The 26,787-nt window shown below is 57.5% G+C and carries 25 protein-coding genes and 1 tRNA gene; 9 read left to right on the plus strand and 17 right to left on the minus strand.

The window, feature by feature from the left end:
- Positions 1–123: 123 nt before the first annotated feature.
- Positions 124–197, minus strand: a tRNA-Gly gene (locus tag O1724_RS18870).
- Positions 198–277: 80 nt separating this feature from the next.
- Positions 278–1,018, minus strand: a complete 741-nt coding sequence (gene actS / locus O1724_RS18875; RefSeq protein ID WP_022651807.1) for an amidase activator ActS — start codon at positions 1,016–1,018, stop codon at positions 278–280.
- Positions 1,019–1,181: 163 nt separating this feature from the next.
- On the opposite strand from actS, the gene idi reads away from it, so the two are divergent.
- Positions 1,182–1,724, plus strand: a complete 543-nt coding sequence (gene idi / locus O1724_RS18880; protein WP_003863454.1) for an isopentenyl-diphosphate Delta-isomerase — start codon at positions 1,182–1,184, stop codon at positions 1,722–1,724.
- Positions 1,725–1,772: 48 nt separating this feature from the next.
- Here the strand turns inward: idi and lysS are convergent, their stop codons facing one another.
- The 5 genes from lysS to xerD form a co-directional block, all read right to left on the minus strand.
- Complete coding sequence (lysS, locus tag O1724_RS18885; RefSeq protein WP_003863452.1) at positions 1,773–3,290, minus strand: lysine--tRNA ligase; 1,518 nt, start codon at positions 3,288–3,290, stop codon at positions 1,773–1,775.
- Between the two features lie 9 nt (positions 3,291–3,299).
- A protein-coding gene (gene prfB / locus O1724_RS18890; RefSeq protein WP_096147815.1) for a peptide chain release factor 2 occupies positions 3,300–4,398 on the minus strand; the annotation gives its coding sequence in 2 pieces (ribosomal slippage) (positions 3,300–4,322 and positions 4,324–4,398; 1,098 coding nt in all).
- A gap of 90 nt (positions 4,399–4,488) precedes the next feature.
- Complete coding sequence (gene recJ / locus O1724_RS18895) at positions 4,489–6,222, minus strand: single-stranded-DNA-specific exonuclease RecJ (RefSeq protein ID WP_023314793.1); 1,734 nt, start codon at positions 6,220–6,222, stop codon at positions 4,489–4,491.
- Between the two features lie 5 nt (positions 6,223–6,227).
- The gene (gene dsbC, locus O1724_RS18900) at positions 6,228–6,941 is read right to left on the minus strand and encodes a bifunctional protein-disulfide isomerase/oxidoreductase DsbC (protein WP_003863443.1); all 714 of its coding nucleotides are present in this window, start codon (positions 6,939–6,941) and stop codon (positions 6,228–6,230) included.
- Between the two features lie 28 nt (positions 6,942–6,969).
- On the minus strand, positions 6,970–7,866 hold the full coding sequence (gene xerD / locus O1724_RS18905; RefSeq protein ID WP_003863442.1) for a site-specific tyrosine recombinase XerD: 897 nt from the start codon (positions 7,864–7,866) through the stop codon (positions 6,970–6,972).
- 101 nt (positions 7,867–7,967) lie between these two features.
- Here xerD and fldB point away from each other — a divergent pair, with 101 nt between their 5' ends.
- A complete protein-coding gene (gene fldB / locus O1724_RS18910) occupies positions 7,968–8,489 on the plus strand; it encodes a flavodoxin FldB (RefSeq protein ID WP_003863440.1) in 522 nt (173 codons plus the stop codon).
- A 1-nt stretch (position 8,490) separates the two neighbouring features.
- Here the strand turns inward: fldB and O1724_RS18915 are convergent, their stop codons facing one another.
- A complete protein-coding gene (locus O1724_RS18915; protein ID WP_022649305.1) occupies positions 8,491–8,901 on the minus strand; it encodes a protein YgfX in 411 nt (136 codons plus the stop codon).
- On the minus strand, positions 8,882–9,148 hold the full coding sequence (gene sdhE, locus O1724_RS18920) for an FAD assembly factor SdhE (RefSeq protein ID WP_003863437.1): 267 nt from the start codon (positions 9,146–9,148) through the stop codon (positions 8,882–8,884). Before sdhE ends, O1724_RS18915 begins: the two co-directional genes overlap by 20 nt.
- Before the next feature lie 294 nt (positions 9,149–9,442).
- Between sdhE and ygfZ the strand changes: the two genes are divergently transcribed.
- Positions 9,443–10,423, plus strand: coding sequence for a tRNA-modifying protein YgfZ (ygfZ, locus tag O1724_RS18925; protein ID WP_126296849.1), 981 nt, complete (start codon positions 9,443–9,445; stop codon positions 10,421–10,423).
- A gap of 85 nt (positions 10,424–10,508) precedes the next feature.
- Here ygfZ and trhA read toward each other — a convergent pair whose 3' ends face one another.
- Complete coding sequence (trhA, locus tag O1724_RS18930) at positions 10,509–11,168, minus strand: PAQR family membrane homeostasis protein TrhA (protein ID WP_003863433.1); 660 nt, start codon at positions 11,166–11,168, stop codon at positions 10,509–10,511.
- A gap of 266 nt (positions 11,169–11,434) precedes the next feature.
- On the opposite strand from trhA, the gene O1724_RS18935 reads away from it, so the two are divergent.
- The 6 genes from O1724_RS18935 (at position 11,435) to O1724_RS18960 (ending at position 17,352) form a co-directional block, all read left to right on the plus strand.
- Complete coding sequence (locus O1724_RS18935; protein ID WP_003863431.1) at positions 11,435–12,166, plus strand: MurR/RpiR family transcriptional regulator; 732 nt, start codon at positions 11,435–11,437, stop codon at positions 12,164–12,166.
- Between the two features lie 116 nt (positions 12,167–12,282).
- Entirely contained in the window at positions 12,283–13,716 is a 1,434-nt protein-coding gene (gene bglA / locus O1724_RS18940; protein ID WP_003863430.1) for a 6-phospho-beta-glucosidase BglA, read from the plus strand.
- 124 nt (positions 13,717–13,840) lie between these two features.
- Positions 13,841–14,200 (plus strand): hypothetical protein, encoded by a 360-nt coding sequence (locus tag O1724_RS18945; RefSeq protein ID WP_003863427.1) that lies wholly within the window; start codon positions 13,841–13,843, stop codon positions 14,198–14,200.
- 48 nt (positions 14,201–14,248) lie between these two features.
- On the plus strand, positions 14,249–16,258 hold the full coding sequence (locus O1724_RS18950; protein ID WP_126296850.1) for a protein-disulfide reductase DsbD family protein: 2,010 nt from the start codon (positions 14,249–14,251) through the stop codon (positions 16,256–16,258).
- A 1-nt stretch (position 16,259) separates the two neighbouring features.
- Complete coding sequence (locus O1724_RS18955) at positions 16,260–16,862, plus strand: DsbA family protein (protein ID WP_003863423.1); 603 nt, start codon at positions 16,260–16,262, stop codon at positions 16,860–16,862.
- Positions 16,852–17,352, plus strand: coding sequence for a protein disulfide oxidoreductase (locus O1724_RS18960; protein WP_003863422.1), 501 nt, complete (start codon positions 16,852–16,854; stop codon positions 17,350–17,352). Before O1724_RS18955 ends, O1724_RS18960 begins: the two co-directional genes overlap by 11 nt.
- 2 nt (positions 17,353–17,354) lie before the next feature.
- Here O1724_RS18960 and O1724_RS18965 read toward each other — a convergent pair whose 3' ends face one another.
- The 7 genes from O1724_RS18965 to pepP form a co-directional block, all read right to left on the minus strand.
- Positions 17,355–18,098, minus strand: coding sequence for an SDR family oxidoreductase (locus O1724_RS18965; RefSeq protein WP_126296851.1), 744 nt, complete (start codon positions 18,096–18,098; stop codon positions 17,355–17,357).
- Between the two features lie 70 nt (positions 18,099–18,168).
- Entirely contained in the window at positions 18,169–21,042 is a 2,874-nt protein-coding gene (gene gcvP / locus O1724_RS18970) for an aminomethyl-transferring glycine dehydrogenase (RefSeq protein ID WP_126296852.1), read from the minus strand.
- A gap of 124 nt (positions 21,043–21,166) precedes the next feature.
- Positions 21,167–21,556, minus strand: a complete 390-nt coding sequence (gene gcvH / locus O1724_RS18975; RefSeq protein ID WP_414538841.1) for a glycine cleavage system protein GcvH — start codon at positions 21,554–21,556, stop codon at positions 21,167–21,169.
- Between the two features lie 23 nt (positions 21,557–21,579).
- The gene (gcvT, locus tag O1724_RS18980) at positions 21,580–22,674 is read right to left on the minus strand and encodes a glycine cleavage system aminomethyltransferase GcvT (RefSeq protein ID WP_003860107.1); all 1,095 of its coding nucleotides are present in this window, start codon (positions 22,672–22,674) and stop codon (positions 21,580–21,582) included.
- A gap of 397 nt (positions 22,675–23,071) precedes the next feature.
- Positions 23,072–24,274: an FAD-dependent 2-octaprenylphenol hydroxylase gene (gene ubiI / locus O1724_RS18985; RefSeq protein ID WP_023314803.1), complete on the minus strand. Its 1,203-nt coding sequence runs from the start codon at positions 24,272–24,274 to the stop codon at positions 23,072–23,074.
- Positions 24,275–24,286: 12 nt separating this feature from the next.
- Positions 24,287–25,465: a 2-octaprenyl-6-methoxyphenyl hydroxylase gene (ubiH, locus tag O1724_RS18990; protein WP_003860103.1), complete on the minus strand. Its 1,179-nt coding sequence runs from the start codon at positions 25,463–25,465 to the stop codon at positions 24,287–24,289.
- Positions 25,462–26,775, minus strand: coding sequence for a Xaa-Pro aminopeptidase (gene pepP, locus O1724_RS18995; protein WP_086527952.1), 1,314 nt, complete (start codon positions 26,773–26,775; stop codon positions 25,462–25,464). Before pepP ends, ubiH begins: the two co-directional genes overlap by 4 nt.
- Between the last annotated feature and the right edge of the window lie 12 nt (positions 26,776–26,787).

Raw genomic sequence — 26,787 nt, forward strand, 5'->3', positions numbered from 1 at the left:
ATTTCGTGTGCAGGGAGGACGTCAATGCTCTACAGGACATAACGCCTAAACAAGTTAGTCAGCGCTACTGAGCAACCTACTGAAATAAAGAAAGTTTTTGAACGGTTCTACTTGGGGAAATTCTGGAGCGGGCGAAGGGAATCGAACCCTCGTATAGAGCTTGGGAAGCTCTCGTTCTACCATTGAACTACGCCCGCTTTGAGGTGCGTAAGGCATTATAGACCTTACGCCTCTTCATACAAGCCTTTACCCCACTAAGTGGCGATTAAATAATCACTTAGCACTTCGGCTTACTGCCCTGCGCCGGAAGATAACGCTGCGGATCGATGGCTGTAGCCTTATAGCGGATCTGGAAGTGCAGCTTCACCGTATCCGTCCCGGTACTGCCCATGGTCGCAATCTTCTGCCCCGCCTTCACGTTCTGCCCGTTATTGACCAGCATCGTGTCGTTATGCGCATACGCCGTAATGTAGTCCTCACCATGCTTAATCATGATCAGGTTACCGTATCCACGAAGCTGGTTACCGACATAGACCACCTTCCCGGCCCCTGAAGCGTAAACCGGCGTGCCGCGTGCGGCAGCGATATCAATACCTTTATTGCCACCTTCCGAGAGCGAGTACGGCGCAACCACTTTTCCGCTTGCAGGCCAGATCCAGCAGCGCTGACCGACCGGCGGCCAGGATGATTTAGGCACCTGATAGGATGGCGTGACTTTGGCTGTTTTACGCGTTGAGGACTTTTTCCCTGAGGAAGAACCGCCGTTAACCTTGAGCTTCTGCCCTACCTCAATAGTATACGGTGGAGAAATATTATTCAGGCGCGCCAGCTCCTTCACGCTGGTTCCCGTGGCGCGTGAGATGCGGTAGAGCGTGTCCCCGCGCTTAACGGTATAGACTGCACCGGAATAACTGCCCATATCCGAAGATTTACTCCCCGAGCATCCTGCTACAAGTAGCGTCAGCGTCAGGCAGAAAACGGCAATGATCGGGTTTCTCGTCAGGCTTCCTGCAAACAAAACAGCTCCTCGGTCAGCGTGAATGGCGCACTATGATAGCAGCCCAAACTGATGCGGGTCATGCCCTTTTCCGCTCTGTGGGCCAAACCGTTCGCATAAGAATGCAGTATAATAATTCCGCTGATGGTGCTGAACCATTAAGCATTTTGGCACTGGAGCATCAATGAGTATTCAAGAACACGTTATTTTGGTAAATGACCAGGGAAAAGTGATTGGCACTCAGGAGAAGTACGCCGCGCACACGTCACACACCCCGCTACACCTGGCCTTCTCTTCATGGCTGTTTAACGCTAACGGAGAATGTCTGATCACCCGTCGCGCCTTAAGTAAAAAAGCCTGGCCCGGCGTATGGACCAACTCCGTTTGCGGTCATCCACAGGCCGACGAAGCGACAGAGCAGGCGATTATCCGCCGCTGCCGCTTTGAAGTCGGCGCCGAAATCACAGACATCACCCCCATTGCCCCGGAGTTCCGCTACCGTGAAGCCGACCCGTCAGGGATCGTTGAAAACGAAATCTGCCCGGTCTATGCCGCCCGCGTAACGAATACCCTCGCAATCAATGACGATGAAGTGATGGAGTATCAGTGGGTGGAGCTGGACGCGCTATTCCGCGCGCTGGACGCCACACCGTGGGCATTTAGCCCGTGGATGGTGCAAGAAGCGAACACTGCGCGTGAAAAACTCAGCGCCTTCGCGGCGCAATAAAAAAGCCCCGGCGATAAACGCACGGGGCTTTTTTTACGTCTTAACGGCTTATTTCACCGGACGCATCGCCGGGAACAGGATCACGTCGCGAATGGTGTGGCTGTTGGTGAACAGCATCACCATACGGTCGATACCAATACCCAGGCCAGCCGTCGGCGGCAGGCCGTGCTCCAGCGCGGTCACGTAGTCTTCGTCGAAGAACATCGCTTCGTCATCGCCTGCCGCTTTCGCGTTAACCTGATCCTGGAAGCGCTGCGCCTGATCTTCTGCATCGTTCAGCTCGCTAAAGCCGTTACCGATTTCGCGGCCCCCGATGAAGAATTCGAAGCGGTCAGTGATTTCCGGGTTCTCGTCATTACGACGCGCCAGCGGAGACACTTCCGCCGGGTATTCGGTGATGAAGGTAGGCTGAATCAGGTGCGCTTCGGCCACTTCTTCGAAGATCTCGGTCACGATACGGCCCAGACCCCAGCTCTTCTCAACCTTAATACCGATGCTTTCAGCGATCGCTTTCGCAGAGTCGAAGTTATCCAGATCCGCCATATTGGTTTCAGGACGGTATTTCTTGATCGCTTCGCGCATGGTCAGTTTTTCGAACGGCTTGCCGAAGTCGAACACCTCTTCACCGTAAGGTACCTGGGTGGTGCCCAGAATGTCCTGCGCCAGGGTGCGGAACAGGGATTCGGTCAGCTCGATCAGATCTTTGTAATCCGCATAGGCCATATAGAGTTCCATCATGGTGAACTCTGGGTTATGACGTACGGAGATACCTTCGTTACGGAAGTTACGGTTGATCTCAAACACGCGGTCAAAACCGCCGACCACCAGACGCTTCAGGTACAGTTCCGGCGCGATACGCAGGTACATGTCCAGGTCCAGGGCGTTGTGATGGGTGATGAACGGACGAGCGGAGGCTCCGCCTGGGATCACCTGCATCATCGGGGTTTCTACTTCCATAAAGTCGCGGTTAACCATGAACTGGCGAATGCCGGCCATGATCTGGGAGCGAATTTTGAAGGTCTTACGGGATTCATCGTTAGAGATGAGATCCAGGTAACGCTGACGATAGCGCGCTTCCTGATCCTGCAAACCGTGGAACTTGTCCGGCAGCGGGCGCAGGGCTTTGGTCAGAAGACGCAGCTCGGTGCAGTGGATAGACAGTTCACCGGTCTTGGTTTTGAACAGTTTACCTTTAGCGCCCAGGATGTCGCCCAGGTCCCACTTCTTGAACTGCTCGTTGTAGATGCCTTCCGGCAGGTCGTCACGAGAGACGTACAGCTGAATGCGGCCGCCAACGTCCTGTAAGGTCACGAAGGACGCTTTACCCATGATACGACGGGTCATCATGCGGCCCGCCACGGACACTTCAACGTTCAGCGCTTCCAGCTCTTCGTTCTCTTTACCGTCGAAGTCTGCGTGCAGTTGGTCTGAGGTGTGGTCACGACGAAAATCGTTCGGGAACGGCACGCCCTGCTCGCGCAGCGCTGCCAGCTTCTCGCGGCGGGTTTTCAGTTCGTTGTTAAGATCGACTACCGCGTCAGCGCCCTGTGCTTGTTGTTCAGACATGTTGGTTCCTCATAACCCTGCTTTCAAACTTGCTTCGATAAATTGGTCCAGGCTGCCGTCCAGCACCGCCTGCGTGTTACGGGTTTCAACCCCGGTGCGCAGGTCTTTGATGCGGGAGTCATCAAGGACGTAAGAACGGATCTGGCTGCCCCAGCCGATATCGGACTTGTTGTCTTCCATCGCCTGCTTCTCAGCATTTTTCTTCTGCATCTCCAGCTCATAAAGCTTCGCTTTCATCTGCTTCATGGCCTGGTCTTTGTTCTTATGCTGGGAACGGTCGTTCTGGCACTGTGTTACCAGCCCGGTTGGAATGTGGGTAATACGCACCGCAGATTCCGTACGGTTAACGTGCTGACCACCCGCGCCGGATGCGCGGTAAACGTCGATACGCAGGTCCGCCGGGTTGATGTCGATATCGATATCTTCATCCACTTCCGGGTAGACAAACGCGGAGCTGAAGGAGGTGTGACGACGGCCGCCGGAATCGAACGGGCTCTTACGCACCAGGCGGTGAACGCCGGTTTCAGTACGTAGCCAGCCGTAGGCGTAATCGCCAATAATCTTGATAGTGACGGATTTGATACCCGCCACTTCACCTTCGGATTCTTCGATAATCTCGGTTTTGAAACCGCGCGCTTCCGCCCAGCGCAGGTACATGCGCATCAGCATGCTTGCCCAGTCCTGTGCTTCGGTACCGCCAGAACCTGCCTGAATATCGAGATAGCAGTCAGCGCTATCGTATTCGCCGGAGAACATGCGACGGAATTCCAGCTGCGCCAGCTTCTCTTCCAGCACGTCGAGCTCTGCCACGGCTTCGTTAAAGGTTTCTTCGTCGTCGGCTTCGACAGCCAGCTCCAGCAGCCCAGAAACATCTTCCAGACCCTGCGCCATTTGATCCAGCGTATCTACGATGGCTTCGAGGGAAGAACGCTCTTTACCCAGCGCCTGCGCGCGCTCAGGTTCGTTCCAGACGTCCGGCTGTTCCAGCTCGGCGTTTACTTCTTCGAGACGCTCTTTCTTGGCATCGTAGTCAAAGATACCCCCTAAGAACGTCAGAGCGCTCCGTGAGGTCCTGAATGCGGTTTTTTACCGGATTAATTTCAAACATGGTCTGTTTTCTTTTATGAGCTTGTCAAAATGCGGTGATAAGAGCGGGATTGTACCGAATCCACGCCCTTTTTTATAGAGATTACTGACGCTAAATTGGCCAGATATTGTCGATGATGAGCTGAAGGGAGCGGTTACCACGGAACTCGTTAATATCCAGCTTATAGGCCAGCTCAACCTCGCGCACGCCGTTGTCCGGCCAGATGGAGGTATCAACGTTAAAGGCGATGCCGTCGAGCAGCGGTCCGCCGCCGACCGGTTCCACCATCACTTTGAGATGGCGTTCGCCCACGATGCGCTGTTGCAACAAACGAAAACGTCCGTCGAAAAGCGGCTCCGGAAACATCTGCCCCCACGGGCCGGCATCGCGCAGCATCTGCGCCACCTCCATGGTCATTTCAGCCGGTGAAAGCTCACCGTCAGAAACCACTTCACCCTGCAACAGAGCCGGATCGATCCACTCGGTGACCAGTTCGCCAAACAGACGCTGGAACTCGTCGAACTTCGCCTCTTCCAGCGACAGGCCTGCCGCCATCGCGTGACCGCCGAACTTAATCATCAGGTTCGGATGCAGCGTATCCAGACGCTCCAGCGCATCGCGCATATGCAGCCCCTGAATGGAACGACCGGAGCCTTTCAGCGTGCCGTCCCCGGCGGGGGCGAACGCGATCACCGGGCGGTGGAAACGCTCTTTAATACGCGACGCCAGAATGCCCACCACGCCCTGGTGCCATTCGGGGTGATACATCGCCAGCCCGCCCGGCAGGGTGTCACCGCTGCGCTCCAGCTTTTCGCACAGGGTCAGTGCTTCGGCCTGCATCCCCTGCTCAATCTCTTTACGGGTCTGGTTGAGTGCGTCCAGCTCACTGGCCAGCACGCGCGCTTCGCCGATGTTGTCACACAGCAGCAGCGCGACGCCAACCGACATATCGTCCAGCCGCCCCGCCGCGTTCAGGCGCGGGCCGAGGGCAAAGCCTAAATCGCTTGCCGCGAGCTTCAGCGGATCGCGGTTGGCAATTTCCAGCAGCGCCTTAATCCCCGGACGGCATTTACCTGCCCGAATGCGGCTCAAGCCCTGCCAGGTGAGAATACGGTTATTGGTATCAAGCGGCACCACGTCCGCCACGGTTCCCAGCGCCACCAGATCGAGATACTCCGCGAGGTTCGGCACGGCAATCCCGCGCGATTCGAACCAGCCCTTATCACGCAGCAACGTGCGTAACGCCAGCATCAGATAAAACGCCACCCCTACTCCGGCCAGCGATTTCGACGGGAAATCGCAGTCGCGCAGGTTCGGGTTAATGATGGCTTCGGCGGCAGGCAGAGTTTCGCCTGGCAGGTGGTGATCGGTGACCAGTACCGGGATCCCCAGCGCATGGGCATGATCGACCCCCGCATGAGAAGAGATCCCGTTATCCACGGTCATGATCATCTGTGCGCCACGGGCATGGGCCTGATCGACCACTTCCGGGCTGAGGCCGTAGCCGTCTTCAAACCGGTTCGGCACCAGGTAAGCCACGTTATCGCAGCCCAGCGCACGCAGGCTGAGTACGCTCAGCGCGGTACTGGTTGCGCCGTCGGCATCGAAATCGCCCACCACGACAATCCGCGTGCCTTCCCGGAACGCGTTGTAGAGCATTTCAGTCGCTTGTTCGATGCCACTCAGCGCTTGCCAGGGCAGCATGCCTTTGACGCTGCGCTCAAGATCGCTTGCCGTACGCACGCCACGGCTGGCGTACAGCCGCTTGAGCAGCAGCGGAAGCGTGTCTGGTAAATCCGCGGTTTCACCCGCATCGCGGCGGCGCAGTTTTATCGGGGCTTTCACGCGAATTATTTACCACCCATCTGTTTCTGGTGCTCGTCGAGGAACGCTTTCATCTCTTTTGGCCCCTGGTAGCCCGGCACCACATAGCCGTTACTCAGCACAATGGCTGGCGTACCGCTCACGCCAAACTGTACGCCCAGCGCGTAATGGTTAGCGATGTCGATATCGCAGGACGCGGGCTTCACGCCTTTGCCGTTCATCGCGTCATCAAAGGCCTTGTTGCGGTCTTTCGCACACCAGATCGCTTTCATATCCTGCTCAGGCTGGCTCTGCACGCCAGCGCGTGGGAAAGCCAGGTAACGCACGGTAATGCCCAGCGCGTTGTAGTCTTTCATCTCTTCATGCAGCTTGTGGCAGTAGCCGCAGGTGATGTCGGTGAAGACGGTAATAACGTGCTTTTCCTGCGCCGCTTTGTAGACAATCATCTCTTTTTCGAGCGCGTTCAGGTTTTTCATCAGCAGCTGGTTGGTGACGTTCACCGGCTGCGCGCCGCTCACGTCGTACATGGGTCCCTGAATGATGTGCTTACCGTCTTCGGTCACGTACAGCACGCCGCTGTTGGTCAGCACCGTTTTCATGCCAGCCACCGGCGCTGGCTGGATCTCGCTGCTGGCGACGCCGAGTTTCGTCAGAGACTGTTTAATGGCGGCATCATCCGCATGGGCAAAACCGGAAACCGAAGCTGCCAGCAGGGTGAACAGCGCTAAAGACTTTTTCATATATGTTCCTGTAACAATTCGTCGGCACTCACGCGCGAGGGTGGTGCTGTTGGTGTAGCTGCCGCAGGCGTTCCGTCGCGACATGGGTGTATATTTGCGTCGTTGAAAGATCGCTGTGTCCAAGCAACATCTGCACCACGCGTAAATCAGCGCCGTGGTTTAACAGATGCGTCGCGAAGGCGTGACGCAAAACGTGCGGCGACAGCTTCTCACTGTCAATACCCGCCAGTGTGGCGTAATGTTTAATGCGATGCCAGAACGTTTGTCGCGTCATCTGCTGCGCGCGCTGGCTCGGGAACAATACATCTATGGAGACGCCGTTCAGCAGCCACGGACGCCCGTGTTCCAGATACGTCTCCAGCCAGTAGACCGCCTCTTCACCCAGCGGCACCAGCCGTTCTTTGTTCCCTTTACCGATAACGCGCACCACGCCCTGACGCAGGCTGATATCGCTCATCGTCAGGCCCACCAGCTCGGAAACGCGCAAGCCCGTGGCATACAATAGTTCAAGCATGGCTTTATCGCGTAACTCCAGCGGAAGGTCAACTGCGGGCGACTGTAATAATCTCTCAACTTGTGCTTCGCTGAGATCTTTTGGCAGCCGCTGAGGCAGTTTAGGCGATGCCAGCAGTGCGCTGGGGTCATCCGCGCGGATCTTCTCGCGGTACAGGTGCTGGAACAGGCGGCGCATGGCGCTCAGCAGACGCGCGGAGCTGGTGGCTTTGTACCCCCCTTCCATCCGCTCAGCCAGCAACCCTTGCAGGTCATCGCTTTGCGCGCTTTCAAGCGTCAGCCCCCGATGCGCCAGCCACTCGACCAGCAGCGTGAGATCCCGACGATAGGCGCTGAGCGTATTTTCAGCGAGGTTTTTCTCCAGCCACAGCGCGTCGAGAAACTGTTCGATGAGTGCGAGATCCTTTTCCACATCAGCCCCTTTGGTTCTGCAATCTGGCCATTATGCCTGATTGCCATCGGTTTCTGGTACACTACGCGCAAAGTCATAGCAAGAATTGAGATAGTTACGCGATGAATATTGGTCTGTTCTATGGTTCCAGCACCTGCTACACCGAAATGGCGGCGGAGAAAATTCGTGACATCATTGGCCCGGAACTGGTGACGTTGCATAACCTGAAAGATGACGCGGTTGCCTTGATGGAGCAGTACGATGTGCTGATTCTGGGTATCCCTACCTGGGACTTTGGTGAGATTCAGGAAGACTGGGAAGCCATCTGGGATCAGCTCGATTCAGTCAATTTTGAAGGCAAAATCATTGCGATGTACGGCATGGGCGACCAGCTGGGCTACGGGGAGTGGTTCCTCGACGCGCTCGGCATGCTGCATGACAAACTGGCGCCAAAGGGCGCGACGTTTATCGGCTACTGGCCTACGGAAGGCTATGAGTTCACCAGCCCAAAACCCGTCATTGCCGACGGCCAGCTGTTTGTCGGGCTCGCGCTGGATGAAACCAACCAGTACGATCTCAGCGACGAGCGCCTCCAGACCTGGTGCGAACAAATTCTGGGTGAGATGGCCGAGCAGTTTAGCTGATTTATTCCTGCGTTGGCTGTTGCACGATTAGCCGGCGCAGATCCCGCCACTCCGCGGGATCCATACTGTCTGCGGCCAGCCACAGGTGCTGGCGACGGTTATCCTCGACCCGACGCAGCCGTAGCATCATCCCGGTGTTGAGCATCCACGGCGTCCCTATCATTTCCCACTCTTTTCCCTGCCAGCGCAGGCGAGAATCCATCAGCAGCTTAATTTCACCCTGACGGGCGTTGATTCGACGCTGGCTGCGCACGCTATCAAACACCACAAACGACAGCAAAAGCAGCCACAGAGGGGTATAGCTTAGCGGCCACGGCACCAATAACACCATTGCCGCGACCAGACCGTGGAGCAGTAAGGACATCCACTGTGAGCGCCACGAGACGCGAAGATCAGATTGCCACAGGACCACGTTCCTGATTCCGTGTTTGAATTAATTGCACCATCCGTTGCAACTCGGTGTCGGCGGGCTTGCCGTGATTCATCAGCCAGTTGAATAAATCCGGATCGTCAGACTCAAGCAGACGGACAAACAGGCGCTTATCGTCATCGCTTAAGCTGTCGTACTCATACTCGAAGAAAGGCATGATGGAGATATCAAGTTCACGCATGCCGCGACGGCACGCCCAGTGAATACGGGCCTTGTTGTTAATATCCATGTTCTGTTTCCTGCATTACGTTTGGCACAGTCGGTATCCCGTTTGGTATTCATTATTGCTCTCCGGGTACACCTGCTAGTGTAACGTGTTTTTGACCGTTTCTTTACTGGAATATTGCGAACCTCGAGCAGGCTTCCTGAATAATCCTTATAAAGACAGCGGATTACACTATTTTGCGTAGCGCCACGCATAACCGCGTAATGGCACGAATGGCCTGCTGAAAGCGCTTGCATTGAATACAGTCTCTTTTACCATTAGGTATTATCAAAGCGTTAAGCAATTCAGGACATCACTATGGCATTTACACCATTTTCTCCTCGCCAGCCCGCCGCCTCTGCGCGTCTGCCGCTGACGCTGATTACTCTTGATGACTGGGCACTGGCGACACTGACCGGTGCGGACAGCGAAAAATACCTGCAAGGCCAGGTCACGGCGGACGTGGCGCAGTTGACTGAGCACCAGCATCTGCTGGCCGCGCATTGCGATCCAAAAGGCAAAATGTGGAGCAACCTGCGTCTGTTCCGCCGTCAGGACGGATTCGCCTTTATTGAGCGCCGCAGCCTGCGTGACGCCCAGCTTAAAGAGCTAAAAAAATACGCGGTCTTTTCTAAAGTCACCATCGCCCCGGACGATGAACACGTTCTGCTGGGGGTCGCGGGTTTCCAGGCGCGTGCAGCGCTGAAAAACCTGTTTGCCGAGCTACCGGATGCTGAAAAACAGCTGGTCAGCGAGGGAGCGACCTCCATTCTGTGGTTCGAACACCCGGCGGAGCGCTTCCTGCTGGTAACCAACGAAGCAACGGCGGAACGCGTCACTGACGCCCTGCGCGGTGAAGCACAGCTCAACAACAGCCAGCAGTGGCTGGCGCTGAACATCGAAGCGGGCCTGCCGGTCATTGACGCGGCAAACAGCGCGCAGTTTATCCCGCAGGCGACAAACATCCAGGCGCTGGGTGGTATCAGCTTTAAGAAGGGCTGCTACACCGGTCAGGAAATGGTGGCGCGTGCGAAATTCCGCGGCGCGAACAAACGCGCCCTGTGGACGCTGGCTGGTCACGCCAGCCGTGTGCCGGAAGCGGGTGAAGATCTTGAGATGAAGATGGGCGAAAACTGGCGCCGTACCGGCACCGTGTTAGCCGCCGTCCAGCTCGATGATGGCCGCCTGCTGGTGCAGGTTGTCATGAATAATGATATGGAGCCCGACAGCGTGTTCCGCGTGCGTGATGATGCAAACACGCTCAGCATTGAGCCGCTGCCGTATTCACTGGAAGATTGATGCTGTATCGCCCGGTGTTGATATTCACCCTCTCCCTGTGGGAGAGGGTCGGGGTGAGGGCATCAGACCGCACCTTACAAAAAAACTACACCTGCCCAACATACAGATAAATTGCCAGGAAGTGACACACGCTGCCGCCCAGCACAAAGCCGTGCCAGATGGCATGGTTGTACGGAATACGCTTGCAGACGTAGAAAATCACGCCCAGCGAGTAGACCACACCGCCCACCGCCAGAAGCGTCACGCCCCCCACCGCCAGCTTAATGGCTAACTGATACACCACAATCAGCGACAGCCAGCCCATTGTCAGATAGGTAACCAGCGACAACACTTTAAACCGGTGCGCAATGGTCAGCTTAAACAAGATCCCCAGCAGCGCCAGGCTCCAGATCACAATCATCAGGCCACGCGACAGCGGTGAGTTGAGCCCCACCAGCAAAAACGGCGTATAGGTACCCGCAATAAGAAGATAGATAGCGCAGTGGTCAAATTTCTTGAGCCATATCTTCGCCCGTTGATGCGGAATCGCGTGATACAGCGTTGAGGCAAGGAAAAGCAGGATCATACTCCCGCCATACAGGCTGTAGCTGGTAATGGCCATCGCGCTGGCGTTGGTATCCACTGCCTGTACCAGCAATAACACTAAGCCGACAATCCCAAAAACCAGGCCAATGCCATGGCTTATACTGTTGGCTACTTCCTCAGCCAGCGAATATCCCTGTGCGATTAATGGTCTGCTCACCATACTTAACTCCGGGAAAACAAAAGATGATTATTCATCGCCAGTCTATGCTAACTGAGAATGATTCCAGTGAACACCTGTTAGCTAAAATAAATCCATAATCAAGATTTATTCTTATAAATCAGTACAATGCAAAAGCAATCCACCGCACAGGTGTAAATGATTTTATTAGCACCTGAGTAATCAAGGAGATAAATCCGTCTCCCGCCCTTCGTCATCATGGTATGCTTCAGGAATAGTGTCCGACAGCGAGTTTAGCCATTGTGAGTATGTTCAGCCATTCCGCCATTGCCAGCCTCAACAATCTGGAAATGATGGTCTACAACTATGTCATTAAGAACCGCGATAAAGTGATGTACATGACCATCCGCGAGCTGGCGGATGCGGTGGGCGTTTCCACTACCACTATCCTGCGCTTCTGCCGCAAGCTCAACTGCGATGGTTACTCGGAATTTCGGGTGCGCTTTAAACTCTATCTGGAGCAGAACGAGCCGCAGCAGGCGAATTTTGGTGCCAGTGAAATTATCAGCTTCTTTAAAAGCGTAAATAACGAAGAGTTTGATGCGCTATTAGATAAAGCCGTCGATATTATTTTATCATCTGAACGAATTATTTTTGTCGGTGCGGGCACCTCCGGATCGCTGGCAAAATATGGCGCACGTTTCTTTTCAAATATCGGCAAATTCAGTAACCATATCGACGATCCTTATTTCCCGGTCACTAACGACATGGCTAAAAATGCGCTGGCCATTGTACTCTCCGTCTCCGGCGAAACCGAGGAGATCCTGCGCTTCGCCAGCCAGTTCAGCCTGCACCACTGCAAGGTGCTCTCCGTCACCAGCCATGAACATTCTCGTCTCGCAAAGCTGGCGGACTTTAACCTCTCCTGGCATGTCCCGCAAACGCGTATTGGCGGCGTTTACGATATCACCACGCAAATTCCCGTCATCTATATTCTGGAATCATTAGGCCGAAAACTGGCGAAGAAATTAACAGAATAAAACATCCTGTTTTTTTGATGTGACAAATTACAATTTCCACAAATTGTTATATCGTGACATTTAATTCCGCTTTGCTAGACTCGAAATCAATAAGTCCTGAATTGAGAATAGCAAAGATGAAAAAACTCACCTTACCGAAAGATTTTTTATGGGGCGGCGCGGTGGCGGCGCACCAGGTTGAAGGCGGCTGGAACAAAGGCGGCAAAGGGCCAAGCATCTGCGACGTGCTCACCGGCGGCGCACACGGCGTTCCGCGTGAAATCACGCAGGAAGTGATTGAAGGCAAATATTACCCGAACCACGAAGCCGTCGACTTCTATGGCCATTACAAAGAAGACATTAAGCTGTTTGCCGAGATGGGCTTCAAATGTTTCCGTACCTCCATCGCCTGGACGCGCATCTTCCCGAAAGGCGACGAAACTCAGCCAAACGAAGAGGGGCTGAAGTTTTACGACGACATGTTCGATGAACTGCTGAAGTACAACATCGAGCCGGTGATCACCCTCTCCCACTTTGAAATGCCGCTGCATCTCGTTCAGGAATATGGCGGATGGACCAACCGTAAAGTGGTCGATTTCTTTGTGCGCTTCTCGGAAGTGGTATTTGAGCGCTACAAAAATAAGGTCAAATACTGGATGACCTTCAACGAAATCAACAACCAGCGCAACTGGCGTGCGCCGCTGTTCGGCTACTGCTGCTCTGGCGTGGTCTATACCGAGCACGACAACCCGGAAGAGACCATGTACCAGGTGCTGCACCACCAGTTCGTGGCCAGCGCGCTGGCAGTGAAAGCCGCACGCCGCATTAACCCGGAGATGAAAGTCGGCTGCATGCTGGCGATGGTGGCGCTCTATCCTTACTCCTGCAAGCCAGAGGACGTCATGTTTGCTCAGGAATCCATGCGCGAGCGCTACGTCTTTACCGACGTGCAGCTGCGCGGCTACTACCCGTCTTACGTGCTGAACGAGTGGGAGCGCCGTGGGTTCTCCATCAGGATGGAAGCGGGCGACGAGCAGATCCTGCGTGAGGGCACCTGCGACTACTTAGGTTTCAGCTACTACATGACCAACGCGGTCAAAGCGGAAGGCGGCACCGGTGACGCCATTTCCGGCTTCGAGGGCAGCGTGCCGAACCCGCACGTCAAGGCGTCCGACTGGGGCTGGCAGATTGATCCGGTAGGCCTGCGCTATTCGCTTTGTGAACTGTACGAACGTTATCAGAAGCCGCTGTTTATCGTCGAAAATGGTTTCGGCGCCTACGACAAAGTGGAAGAGGACGGCAGCATCAATGATGACTACCGCATCGACTACCTGCGCGCCCACGTGGAAGAGATGATGAAGGCCGTGACCTGGGACGGCGTGGATCTGATGGGCTATACCCCGTGGGGCTGCATCGACTGCGTCTCCTTCACCACCGGCCAGTACAGTAAGCGCTACGGCTTTATCTACGTCAACAAGCACGACGACGGCACCGGCGACATGTCCCGCTCCCGTAAGAAAAGCTTTGAGTGGTACAAAACCGTGATTGCCAGCAACGGCGAAACGCTGTAACGGCTCGCCCTCTCTGCAAGCGGAGAGGGCAAACCGCTTATCTTCCAGACACTTCTTTACAGCTTTTGCGTTGCCAAAATATGTTCGCCCGATAATATAGGCGTCCTGAATATTTGAGGCGAACATGATCAAGCGACAACGCAACGCTATCCTGCTTGTAGCCCTGGCCTGCCTGGTGGTGCTGATATGCACCGCCCAGCGGATGGCCGGGATGCACGCGCTTGTCATGAACGTCACCGCCACGAGCCAGTCTGTCCAGCAGGGGCAGGAGAGTACCGACGCACCGGTAACCCCGTGTGAGCTTAGCGCCAAGTCGCTGATGTCGGTCCCGCCTGTTTTGTTTGAAGGCGCCCTGATTGCCGTCACCCTGCTGCTGGCGTTGCTGGCAGCCAGCCCGCCGCGCCGCGAACGGCAGTGGCCTCCCCGCGTTATCTCCCCGCCCCGGTTAAGGGTGCATCTGCGATTATGCGTCTTCCGTGAATGAGCCTTCGCCTGTTACTTCAGGTTAATTCATCATTTACGGAGATAATTTATGTTTACTGTATTCAGGCGACTGCTGGTCTGCCTGCTTTGGCTATGGCTGCCCCTCAGCCAGGCTGCCGACAGCGGCTGGCTGCGCGCCGCCGATAATCAGCACGCCAGCGTCAGGCTGCGTGCGCAACCCGAAAGCACTGGCGAAACCCGCCTGCTGCTGGACGTCGCCCTGCAAAAAGGCTGGAAAACCTACTGGCGCTCGCCGGGCGAAGGGGGCGTCGCACCCGCGATTAAATGGCATCAGCCCGTCGAGGCGAAATGGCGCTGGCCTGCGCCGCAGCGTTTCGACGTCGCGGGTATCACCACGCAGGGCTATCACGGCGATGTCAGCTTTCCCATCACCCTGCGGGGCGACGTCCCGAAGATCCTGAGCGGCGTGCTTACGCTCTCCACCTGTAGCAACGTCTGTATTCTTACCGACTACCCGTTTTCACTGAACATGACCGCATCCGCAGACGCCGGTTTTGATTACGATTTCAGTCGGGCCATGGGCACCCTTCCGCTCAGCGGCGGGTTGACCTCAACGCTTAACGCCACCTATGCCCCCGGCAAGCTGACCGTAACGGCGCAGCGTGACGCAGGCTGGCAGGCGCCGTCCCTGTTTATCGACGGTATGGATGATGTTGATTTCGGCAAACCGGCCCTCACCGTGCGCGGTGATTCGCTGGTCGCCACCGTGCCCGTGACGGACAGCTGGGGCGAGGCAGCGCCCAACCTCAGCGGCAAAACCCTGTCGCTGGTTCTGGCCGATAGCGGGCAGGCGCAGGAGTCCAGCCTGAGCATTCAGCCGGGGAACGCCGCGCCGACGCTCTCGTTAGGCTGGGTGCTGCTGATGGCGCTGGCTGGCGGTCTGATCCTTAACGTCATGCCCTGCGTACTGCCCGTGCTGGCCATGAAGCTGGGCACGCTGATGCAAACCGAACGGCAGGCGCGGGGTCAGGTACGCCGACAGTTTCTTGCGTCGGTAGCCGGGATCGTGATCTCGTTCCTCGCGCTGGCGCTGATGATGACGGTTTTACGCTTAGGCAATCAGGCACTCGGCTGGGGGATCCAGTTCCAGAACCCGTGGTTTATTGGTGCGATGGCGATGGTGATGGTGCTTTTCAGCGCCAGCCTGCTGGGGTTGCTTGAAATCCGTCTCCCTTCCGGCGCCAGCACCTTCCTCGCCACGCGCGGCGGTAACGGGCTTGCGGGTCATTTCTGGCAAGGCGCGTTTGCCACGCTGCTGGCGACACCCTGCACCGCGCCGTTCCTGGGTACGGCGGTCTCGGTCGCGCTGGCGGCGCCGCTTCCCCTGCTGTGGGGGATCTTCCTGGCGATGGGTATCGGCATGAGCCTGCCGTGGCTGCTGGTGGCGGCCTGGCCGGGGCTGGCCCAGCGCTTGCCGCGTCCGGGACGCTGGATGAACGTCGTACGCGTAGTGCTGGGGATAATGATGCTCGGCTCATCGCTGTGGCTGCTGAGCCTGCTGACGGTGCACATTGGCAGCCTGCCCGTCATCACGCTGGGCGTGCTCCTGATCCTTACGCTGCTGCTGGTCACCGCCTGGCGCTACCGCTGGCAAACGGCACTGCGCGCCGGGGTATTAGCTGTAGTAGTGGCCGGAGCAGTCGCGTTTGTATCCGGCTCCGGCGGCGAGGGTTCCCGCCGCGATCGTATCCACTGGCAACCGCTCAGCGAGCAGGCCATTGCCCGCGCGCTGGCGGAGAACAAACGGGTGTTCGTCGACGTGACCGCCGACTGGTGCGTGACCTGTAAAGCCAATAAATACAACGTGCTGCTGCGCGACGACGTGCAGGATGCGCTCTCCGCCCCGGACGTTGTCGCCCTGCGCGGCGACTGGAGCCGCCCCTCAGATACCATCAGCCAGTTCTTAACCACGCGCGGCAGCGCCGCCGTGCCGTTTAACCAGATCTACGGACCGGGATTACCGCAGGGCCACGTGCTGCCTGCGTTGTTAAGCCGCGAAGCGGTGCTGAGCACCCTGTCCGATGCAAAAGGAAAATAACATGAGAGCCTTAATAGCCTTACTTCTGCTGTCGTTATCAACGTTCGGTTTCGCCGCACCGTCAGATGACGCTTCCAGCGACCAGCTGGCAAAACTGCTGTTTAACGACACCAACAGCCCGCGAACCGGCGCGGCATCGCCGAAGCTGACCATCGTCTCCTTCACGGACTACAACTGCCCGTATTGCAAGCAGTTCGACCCAATGCTGGAGAAAATCGTGCAGGAAAATCCCGACGTGCAGCTCATCGTCAAACTGCTGCCGTTTAAGGGACAAAGCTCGGTAAATGCCGCGAAAGCGGCGCTCTCGACGTGGCAGCAGGCGCCGGATAAATTCTGGGCGCTGCACCAGCGGTTGATGATGAAAAAGGGCTATCACGATGACGCCAGCATCGCCGCCGCGAAGGTCAAGACCGGAACGGACGGCATTAAAACGGATGATAAAACCATGGACAGCTTAAAGATGAACCTCATCCTGGCGCAGGTGCTGAATATTCAGGGTACCCCGGCGACCATTATCGGCGACCAGATGGTGGCGGGCGCCATTCCGTATGACGATCTGGAGGGGCTGGTCAAAGAACAGCTGGCAAACGTCCGTGGCAAGTAAGCTTCCGCGCCTGCTGCGCGAACTGGGAGTGTGGCTGCTGATTGGCATAGCCGTGAGCCTGGCGGTGGACTATTTCCGCCAGCCCGCGCTGCCGCAGAATTTCTCCGCGACGGCACTGCACACCCTCGACGGTCAGCCCGTCGATCTTATCGCCATGAGTAAGGAGCGACCGCTGCTGGTCTACGTCTGGGCGACATGGTGCGGCGTTTGCCGCTACACCACGCCGTCGGTGGCGGCGCTTGCCGCGGACGGGGGTAACGTGATGTCGGTTGCGCTGCGCTCGGGCGATAACGCGACGCTCGAAACATGGATGAGGAAGAAGAAGGCGATGATGCCCACGGTCAACGACGCCAGCGGAGAACTGGCGCGTGAGTGGGACGTTAAGGTGACGCCAACGCTGGTGGTGATCTCTCACGGTGAGGTGAAGTCGATCACCACCGGCTGGACCAGCGGCTGGGGAATGCGCCTGCGGCTGTGGCTGGCGTCGTAGCGTTACTTCCCGCCAGCCAGCTCCAGGAAGCTACCGGTAACATAGGAGGCTTTGTCGCTCAGCAGCCAGGCAATGGCCTGGGCGACCTCCTCCGGCTGACCGCCACGCTGCATCGGTAACATCGACTTCACCCGATCCACACGCCCCGGCTCGCCGCCGGAGGCGTGAATATCGGTATAAATCAGGCCTGGCCGCACGCAGTTAACGCGAATGCCCTGTGCCGCCACCTCCAGCGCGAGGCCGGTAGTCAGGGAATCCACCGCCCCTTTTGAGGCGGCATAATCCACATATTCCCCCGGCGCGCCCAGCCGTGACGCCGCCGAGGAGACATTCACAATCGCGCCGCCCTTGCCGCCGTGTTTATGCGACATGCGCTTAACCGTTTCACGGCAGCAGAGAAAATAGCCGGTGACGTTGGTAGCCAGCACGCGGTTAATACGTTCAGCGGAGAGGTGTTTGATGGTGGATTGTTCAAACAAAATCCCGGCGTTGTTCACCAGCGCGGCGAGCGGCTCACCTTCGCGATCGATGCTGGCGAACATCGCCATCACCTGCGCCTCATCGCTGATGTCCGCGCGCACGGCAAAGGCTTTACCGCCCGCGTCCACGATCTGATTAATGACCTCTGTCGCGGCTTTGATGTTGTGATGAAAATTCACCGCAACGGTGTAGCCTTCGCTTGCCAGCTGTAGCGCGGTGGCTTTACCAATACCCCGGCTGGCGCCGGTGACCAGTGCAATTGCCATTCTTTTCTCCCAATAAAAAAGCCGGGTAGCGGCTTCGCTTTACCCGGCCTACGTTACTACAGGAACAACGTTACTGGTATTCGCTCATCGGTACGCAGGAGCAGAACAGGTTACGGTCGCCGTAAACATCATCAAGACGTTTCACGGTTGGCCAGTATTTGTTTACCACACCTGCCGGGAAGACAGCCAGTTCGCGGGTATAACCGTGGTTCCACTCTGCCACCAGTTCGTTCTGGGTATGCGGCGCGTTAACCAGCGGGTTATCTTCCAGCGTCCACTCCCCGCCTTTCACGCGGTCGATTTCGCTGCGGATCGCCAGCATGGCGTTGATAAAGCGATCCAGTTCCACCTTGCTTTCAGACTCGGTCGGCTCAACCATCAGCGTTCCCGCAACCGGGAAGGACATGGTTGGCGCGTGGAATCCGTAGTCGATCAGGCGCTTGGCAATATCCAGCTCGCTGATGCCCGTCTCTTCTTTCAGAGGACGAATATCGAGGATGCATTCGTGCGCCACGCGACCGTCGCGGCCGGTATAGAGCACCGGATAGGCGTCCTTCAGACGCGTTGCGATGTAGTTGGCGTTAAGGATCGCTACCTGGCTGGCCTGCTTCAGCCCTTCCGCGCCCATCATGCGGATATACATCCAGCTGATTGGCAGGATAGAGGCGCTGCCGAACGGTGCCGCGGAGACCGCGCCCTGACGGGTCAGCATGCCTTCAATCTGCACCACGCTGTGGCCCGGCACAAACGGTGCCAGGTGCGCCTTCACGCCGATTGGGCCCATCCCCGGGCCGCCACCGCCGTGCGGAATGCAGAACGTTTTGTGCAGGTTCAGGTGCGACACATCCGCGCCAATAAAGCCCGGAGAGGTGATGCCCACCTGGGCGTTCATGTTTGCGCCGTCGAGGTAAACCTGGCCGCCGAACTGATGCACCACTTCACACACTTCACGGATAGTTTCTTCGTACACGCCATGGGTGGATGGGTAGGTCACCATGATGCAGGAGAGTTTGTCGCCCGCCTGCTCGGCTTTGGCGCGCAGGTCGGCCAGATCGATGTTGCCGTTTTTGTCGCACGCCACAACCACCACTTCCATTCCTGCCATCTGGGCAGAAGCCGGGTTGGTACCGTGGGCGGAGCTTGGGATCAGGCAGATATCGCGATGGCCTTCGTTGCGGCTTTCGTGATAGTGACGGATTGCCAGCAGACCGGCGTATTCACCCTGCGCGCCGGAGTTCGGCTGCATGCAGAGCGCGTCATAACCGGTCAGCTTCACCAGCCAGTCGGAGAGCTGGTTGATCATCATGTGATACCCTTCCGCCTGCTCAGCCGGGCAGAACGGGTGCAGCTCAGAGAATTCAGGCCAGGTAATTGGGATCATCTCAGCCGCGGCGTTCAGCTTCATGGTGCAGGAGCCCAGCGGGATCATCGCCTGGTTCAGCGCCAGATCTTTACGTTCCAGCGAGTGCATGTAACGCATCATCTCGGTTTCGCTGTGATAGCGGTTGAACACCGGATGAGTCAGGATCGCGTCGTCGCGCAGCATGCTTTCCTGAATGGAGCGGCTGTCGAGCGCAACCTCTTTGTCGAGCGTATCAACGTCCAGACCGTGTGCGTCACCCAGCAATACGTTGAACAGGGTCAGGATATCGTCACGGGTGGTGCTTTCGTCCAGCGTAATGCCGACCGCATTGTGAATGTCGCTGCGCAGGTTGATTTGCGCTGCCTCGGCGCGCGCCAGCACGGCCGCTTTGTCTGCCACCTCGACGCACAGGGTGTCGAAATAGTGTTCATGACGCAGTCTGAGACCTTTCTGTTGCAGACCGCAGGCCAGGATATCGGCCAGACGGTGGATGCGGCTGGCAATGCGCTTCAGGCCAGCCGGACCGTGGAACACCGCGTACAGGCTGGCAATGTTAGCCAGCAGTACCTGCGAGGTACAGATGTTGGAGTTCGCTTTCTCGCGGCGGATATGCTGCTCGCGGGTCTGCATCGCCATGCGCAGCGCGGTGTTACCGGCGGCATCTTTCGATACGCCGATAATACGGCCTGGCATGGAGCGTTTAAATTCATCTTTCGCGCCAAAGAACGCCGCGTGCGGGCCGCCGTAGCCCATCGGCACGCCGAAACGCTGGGCTGAGCCGAAGACAATATCCGCGCCCTGTTTACCTGGCGCCGTCAGCAACACCAGCGCCATAAAATCAGCGGCGACGCTAACAATAACCTTACGGGATTTCAGCTCGGCGATCAGTGCGCCGTAGTCGTGTACTTCCCCGGTGGTGCCCACCTGCTGCAACAGCACGCCGAAGACGTCCTGGTGATCCAGCACTTTTTCAGCGTCGTCGACAATCACCTCAAAGCCGAAGGTTTCCGCACGGGTGCGCACCACGTCCAGCGTCTGGGGATGCACGTCCGCCGCGACGAAGAAACGGTTGGCGTTTTTCAGTTTGCTCACGCGCTTCGCCATCGCCATCGCTTCGGCGGCGGCGGTGGCTTCATCCAGCAGCGAGGCAGAGGCGATATCCATACCGGTCAGATCCAGCGTCACCTGCTGGAAGTTCAGCAGCGTTTCCAGACGGCCCTGGGAGACTTCTGGCTGATATGGGGTATAAGCGGTGTACCAGCCCGGGTTTTCCAGCATGTTACGCAGGATCACCGGCGGTAACTGCACGTTGGTGTAGCCCATGCCAATGTAAGACTTATAGCGCTTGTTAAGGCTGGCGATGGCCTTAAGCTCCGCCAGCGCGGCGAACTCCGTCGTGGACTCGCCTACCTGCGGCGGCGTGGCAAGCTGGATGTCCTTTGGCACGATCTGGCCGATCAGTGCGTTTAATGAATCCGCGCCAACTGTCTTCAGCATCTCCTGCTGTTGCTGAGCATCCGGCCCAATGTGACGTTCAATGAAGGCGCCACGGTTTTCAAGCTGGCTTAAAGTCTGTGTCATGAGCGATGATTCCTGAAACGTGCAGTGAATGTGTTTTCTCCCTCTCCCTAAGGGAGAGGGCTGGGGTGAGGGTATCGTCTGTTCCCCTCACCCTACCCTCTCCCTTAGGGGAGAGGGAAATGGCTTATTCGTCTTCTAACAGTGCTTCGTACGCGGTCGCATCCAGCAGCGCGGCAACCTGCGCTTCGTCGCTGGCTTTGATCTTGAAGATCCAGCCGCCTTCATACGGTTCGCTGTTCACCAGCTCCGGGGAGTCGCGGAGCGCGTCGTTCACGGCAACAATTTCACCGCTTACCGGGGCGTAGATGTCAGAGGCCGCTTTAACGGATTCCGCCACCGCACAGTCATCGCCTGCGCTCACGGTTGCGCCCACTTCCGGCAGGTCAACAAACACCATGTCGCCCAGCAGCTCCTGCGCGTGCTCGGTGATCCCAACGGTGTAAGTGCCGTCCGCCTCTTTGCGCAGCCACTCGTGTTCTTTGCTGTATTTCAGTTCTGCTGGCACATTGCTCATTGAAGTTCTCCTGATAAAAATAGTTAGGCGACCGGCTTACCGGCGCGAACAAAAATCGGTTTGGTCACGTTGACCGGCATTTCGCGGTTGCGGATCTGCACCACCGCCGTTTCGCCAATCCCCGCCGGCACGCGTGCCAGGGCAATACTGTAGCCGAGCGTCGGGGAGAACGTTCCGCTGGTGATCACGCCTTCGCGATGATTGCCATCGGCATCGGTGAAGCGCACCGGCAGCTCGCCGCGCAGCACGCCTTTTTCTTTCATCACCAGGCCTACCAGCTGTTCAGTGCCCTTCTCGCGCTGCATCTCCAGCGCTTCACGACCAATAAAATCACGGTCAGCCGGTTCCCATGCGATGGTCCAGCCCATGTTGGCGGCCAGCGGAGAGACGCCTTCGTCCATCTCCTGACCGTAGAGGTTCATCCCCGCTTCCAGACGCAGCGTATCGCGCGCGCCCAGGCCCGCAGGCTTCACACCTGCCTCCACCAGCGCACGCCAGAAATCAGCGGCCTTCTCGTTTGGCATGGCAATTTCATAGCCCGCTTCACCGGTGTAGCCGGTGGTGGCGATAAACAGATCCCCCGCCTGCACGCCGAAGAATGGCTTCATGCCTTCGGTGGCTTTGCGCTGCTCGTCGCTGAACAGAGACGCGGCTTTCGCCTGGGCGTTTGGCCCCTGTACGGCAATCAGCGACAGATCGTCACGGACGGTGATGTCAATGGCGTAAGGTTCAGCGTGTTGGGAAATCCAGGAGAGGTCTTTTTCGCGGGTGGCGGAGTTTACAACGAGGCGGAAGAAATCTTCGGTGAAGTAGTAGACGATGAGGTCGTCAATCACGCCGCCAGAGGCATTGAGCATACCGGTATAGAGCGCTTTGCCCGGCGTCTTCAGTTTGGCGACGTCGTTTGCCAGCAGATAACGCAAAAACTCCCGGGTGCGGCTACCGCGCAGGTCGACAATCGTCATATGAGACACGTCGAACATACCGGCATCGGTGCGCACCGCGTGGTGCTCATCAATCTGCGAGCCGTAGTGCAGCGGCATCATCCAGCCGTGGAAGTCCACCATGCGGGCACCGCATAACACGTGCTGTTCGTACAAAGGAGTCTGTTGAGCCATCTTTTCCTCGTTGAAAAATTCACCGTGAAACCCGGTGTCGGCCTCGCGATCGGGGGCCGACGCAAACGTTCTCTTTTACCTGAACTTACCACCGAAACCGGCGGTTAACCATAAGGTAAAACGGGTCATCACATTAGCTTATGACCAAAAATCGCTGAAAAGCCTACAGAGTTATTCACTGGGAAAATGCGATTAAACCCGCATAAAATTAACAATGATCTAACAGGATTTAGCAGATGCTGATATTTCATGCGGAAAAATGGGCCGAATTTCCGTAACATAAAAATAGTAAGATTAGATTTTCTAATGCGAAAAATGACGTGAAATTAGATTATTTCAAACGAGGGAATTTCCCCGGCGCGCAGGCCGGGAAAATAAAGTGTGACGGGGATCGAGATTAACGTAACCAGTCGGGAAGATCGTTGAGGCCCATTGCCTGACGAAGAAGCTGCGGTTTTACGCCGGGAAGGGTGTCGGCCAGTTTGAGGCCAATATCGCGCAGCAGTTTTTTCGCCGGGTTCGCTCCGGCAAACAGCTCGCGGAAGCCCTGCATACCCGCCAACATCATAGCCGCACTGTGTTTGCGGCTGCGCTCGTAGCGACGCAGATACAGATGCTGACCAATATCTTTGCCTTCCCGATGCAGGCGACGCAGCTCTTCAACCAGCTCAGCCGCGTCCATAAAGCCGAGGTTCACTCCCTGCCCGGCCAGCGGATGAATGGTATGCGCCGCATCCCCCACCAGCGCCAGACGGTGCGCGGCAAACTGACGCGCGTAGCGACCGGTTAACGGAAACGTCTGGCGTTCGCTTTCAAGCCCGCACAGGCCCAGACGGTTATCAAACGCCACGCATAGCGCCTGACTGAAGGCATCCGGCGTCGTCTCCTGCATCTGCTGCGCTTTCTCCGGCTCTAAGGACCAGACGATGGAGCAGAGATGCGGATCGGCAAGCGGCAGGAAGGCCAGAATGCCGTCATTATGGAAAATCTGGCGCGCCACGCCGCCGTGCGGCTCTTCGGTGCGGATTGTGGCCACCAACGCGTGATGACGGTAATCCCAGAAGGTCAGCGGAATATCCGCTTTGTTACGGAGCCAGGAATTGGCGCCGTCGGCACCCACTACCAGACGCGCAGTCAGCATATCGCCACTTTCAAGAGTGATAAACGCGTCGTTTTCGCCCCACGCCACCTGCTGAAGTTTCGCCGGTGCGATCAGCGTGACGTCGCTGCACTGCTGCGCTTTCTGCCACAGCACGTGGTGGATCACCGCGTTTTCAACGATATGTCCAAGGTGGCTGTAACCCATGCTTTCATCGTCAAACGCGATACGGCCAAAGCTGTCTTTGTCCCACACTTCCATCCCGTGATAGCAACTGGCACGGAGCGCCACGATTTCAGACCAGACGCCAAGGTGCGTCAGTAGCTTTTCGCTGGCGGCATTGATCGCCGAGACGCGAAGCTCTGGCGGTGCATCCTGCGCCACAGGCTGCGGCGCTTTTTGCTCAAGCACGGCCACGCGCAGGCCGCTGCCCTGTAAACCACAAGCCAGCGCCAGTCCTACCATTCCGCCGCCCACAATGGCGACATCAACATTTTGCACGGTCAATACTCCTTAACGCGCGACCCAACCCAGGGTCCGCTGCGCCAGCACGTCACGTGCCGGAATGAACAGTTCCATCGCCATAAGCCCAAGGTTGCGACCCGCAACCAGCGGTGCCCAGCGATTGGCAAACAGGTGGACTAAACCGTCGGTGACGCCAATGGTCGCCGCTTTGTCCGCCTGGCGTCGTTTCTGGTAATGGCTCAGCACTGAGTATGCGCCACAATCCTGTTGTTCGCTCCACGTCCGGGCCAGGAGCTCGGCCAGGCTCATCACGTCACGGAGGCCAAGGTTGAAGCCTTGCCCGGCGATGGGGTGTAGCGTCTGCGCGGCGTTGCCGACCAGGGCGACGCGATGGGAGACAGTCTGCGATGCGGTCGTCAGCGCAAGCGGATAGGCCACGCGTTTTCCGGCGTGGGTGATGCGCCCAAGCCGCCAGCCGAAGGCCTTTTGCAGCTCGGAACAAAAACGTTCGTCGGACCAGGAGAGAACCTCATCGGCCCGATCCTGCGCATGGCACCATACCAGCGAGCAGCGCCCGTTCGACATCGGCAGCATGGCCAGCGGGCCGTGCTCCGTGAAGCGCTCAAATGCCCTGCCGTTATGCGCGCCAGCCGTAGAGACATTAGCGATGACCGCCGCCTGTCCATAGGGTTCAGAGCGCCATTCGACGCCGCACTGCGTGGCGATCGCGGAGCGTGAACCATCTGCCGCCACCAGCAGTTGCCCCTCCAGCGTGGTGCCGTTGTCCAGCGTCACGCTGACGGCCTCGTCACGGCGGCTGAAGCTGGCGACGCGCGCCGGACAGTGCAGCGTGACGCCAGGGGCATCCTGTAACAGACGGAACAGCCGCAGCCCCACGTCATGCAGCTCGACGACCTGCCCCAGTGCCTCAATTCGGTAATCGTGGGCATCCAGCGTCACAAACCCGGCGTGGCCGCGATCGCTGACGTGAACGGTGCCGATGGCCGTCGCGCAGTCCGCTATCGCCTGCCAGATGCCAATGCGCGCAAGCTGCTGGCAGGTTCCCTGGGCCAGCGCGATGGCGCGGGCATCGAAGCCGGGATGATCGGCCGCCTGCGGCGCAACCGCCTCAACAAGATGCACCGGAAGCTGGCCTTTGGTTAACTGCGAAATGGCCAGCGCCAGAGTAGCGCCGGTCATGCCTCCGCCAACGATGATCACGCTCATACGCGTGCCGCCGCCATCAGCGCCTCGATGTCGTCGGCTTTTTTCACCACGGTCGCGGTCAGGTTTTCGTTACCGGTTTCGGTGATGACGATGTCATCTTCAATGCGAATGCCGATCCCGCGGTACTGTTCTGGCACGTCGGCATCCGGCGCGATGTACAGCCCAGGCTCAACGGTCAGCACCATGCCTGGCTCCAGCACGCGCGAACGTTCCGGACCGTATGCCCCGACGTCATGCACATCCAGCCCCAGCCAGTGGCTCAGGCCGTGCATAAAGTACGGACGATGGGCGTTTTCGGTTATAAGGGTGTCCACATCGCCTTTCAAAATGCCGAGCTTCACCAGCCCGGTAATCATGATGCGCACCACCTCGCCCGTAACCTCCTGGATGGAGGTGCCAGGGCGGAACAGCGTCAGCGCGGTCTCCAGAGACTCAAGCACGATGTCATAGATTTCACGCTGCGCGGTGGTGAATTTACCGTTCACCGGGAAGGTACGGGTGATGTCGCCCGCGTAACCCTGATATTCACAGCCCGCGTCAATCAGCACCAGATCGCCGTCGCGCAGTTCACTTTCGTTTTCGGTGTAGTGCAGAATGCAGCCGTTTTCACCGCCGCCTACGATGGTGTTATAGGACGGGAAGCGCGCGCCGTGACGGTTAAATTCATGGTGAATTTCGCCTTCAAGCTGGTACTCGAACATACCGGGACGGCACTTTTCCATGGCGCGGGTATGCGCCAGGGCGCTGATTTCGCCCGCGCGGCGCATCACGTTCAGCTCTTCTTCAGACTTAAACAGACGCATCTCATGCACCATCGGACGCCAGTCCGTCAGGGTGGCGGGTGCAGACAAATTCTGACGTGAGCCTTTACGCAGCTTATCCAGCGCGGTGAAGACAATGTCATCCGCATACGCGTATTCGCCCTGCGCGTGATAGAGCACGTCCAGGCCATTCAGCAGTTGGTAAAGCTGCTGGTTGATTTCGCTGTAGGCCAGCGCACGGTCCACGCCCAGTTTTTCCGGCGCCGCCTCCTGCCCTAAGCGGCGGCCAAACCAGATTTCCGCGGTCAGATCGCGCACGCGGTTAAAAATCACGCTGTGGTTGTGGGTGTCATTGCTTTTAATCAGCACCAGTACCGCTTCCGGCTCGTTAAACCCGGTGAAGTACCAGAAATCACTGCTCTGGCGATAGGGGTATTCGCTGTCGGCGCTGCGCGTCACTTCCGGCGCGGCGAAAATCAGGGCAGCGCTTCCCGGCTGCATTTTTGCCAGCAGCGCCTGACGACGGCGAGAATACTCTTGACTGGAGATAACCATGACACC

This window comes from Enterobacter cloacae complex sp. HYC074_NIDB (assembly GCF_056673345.1).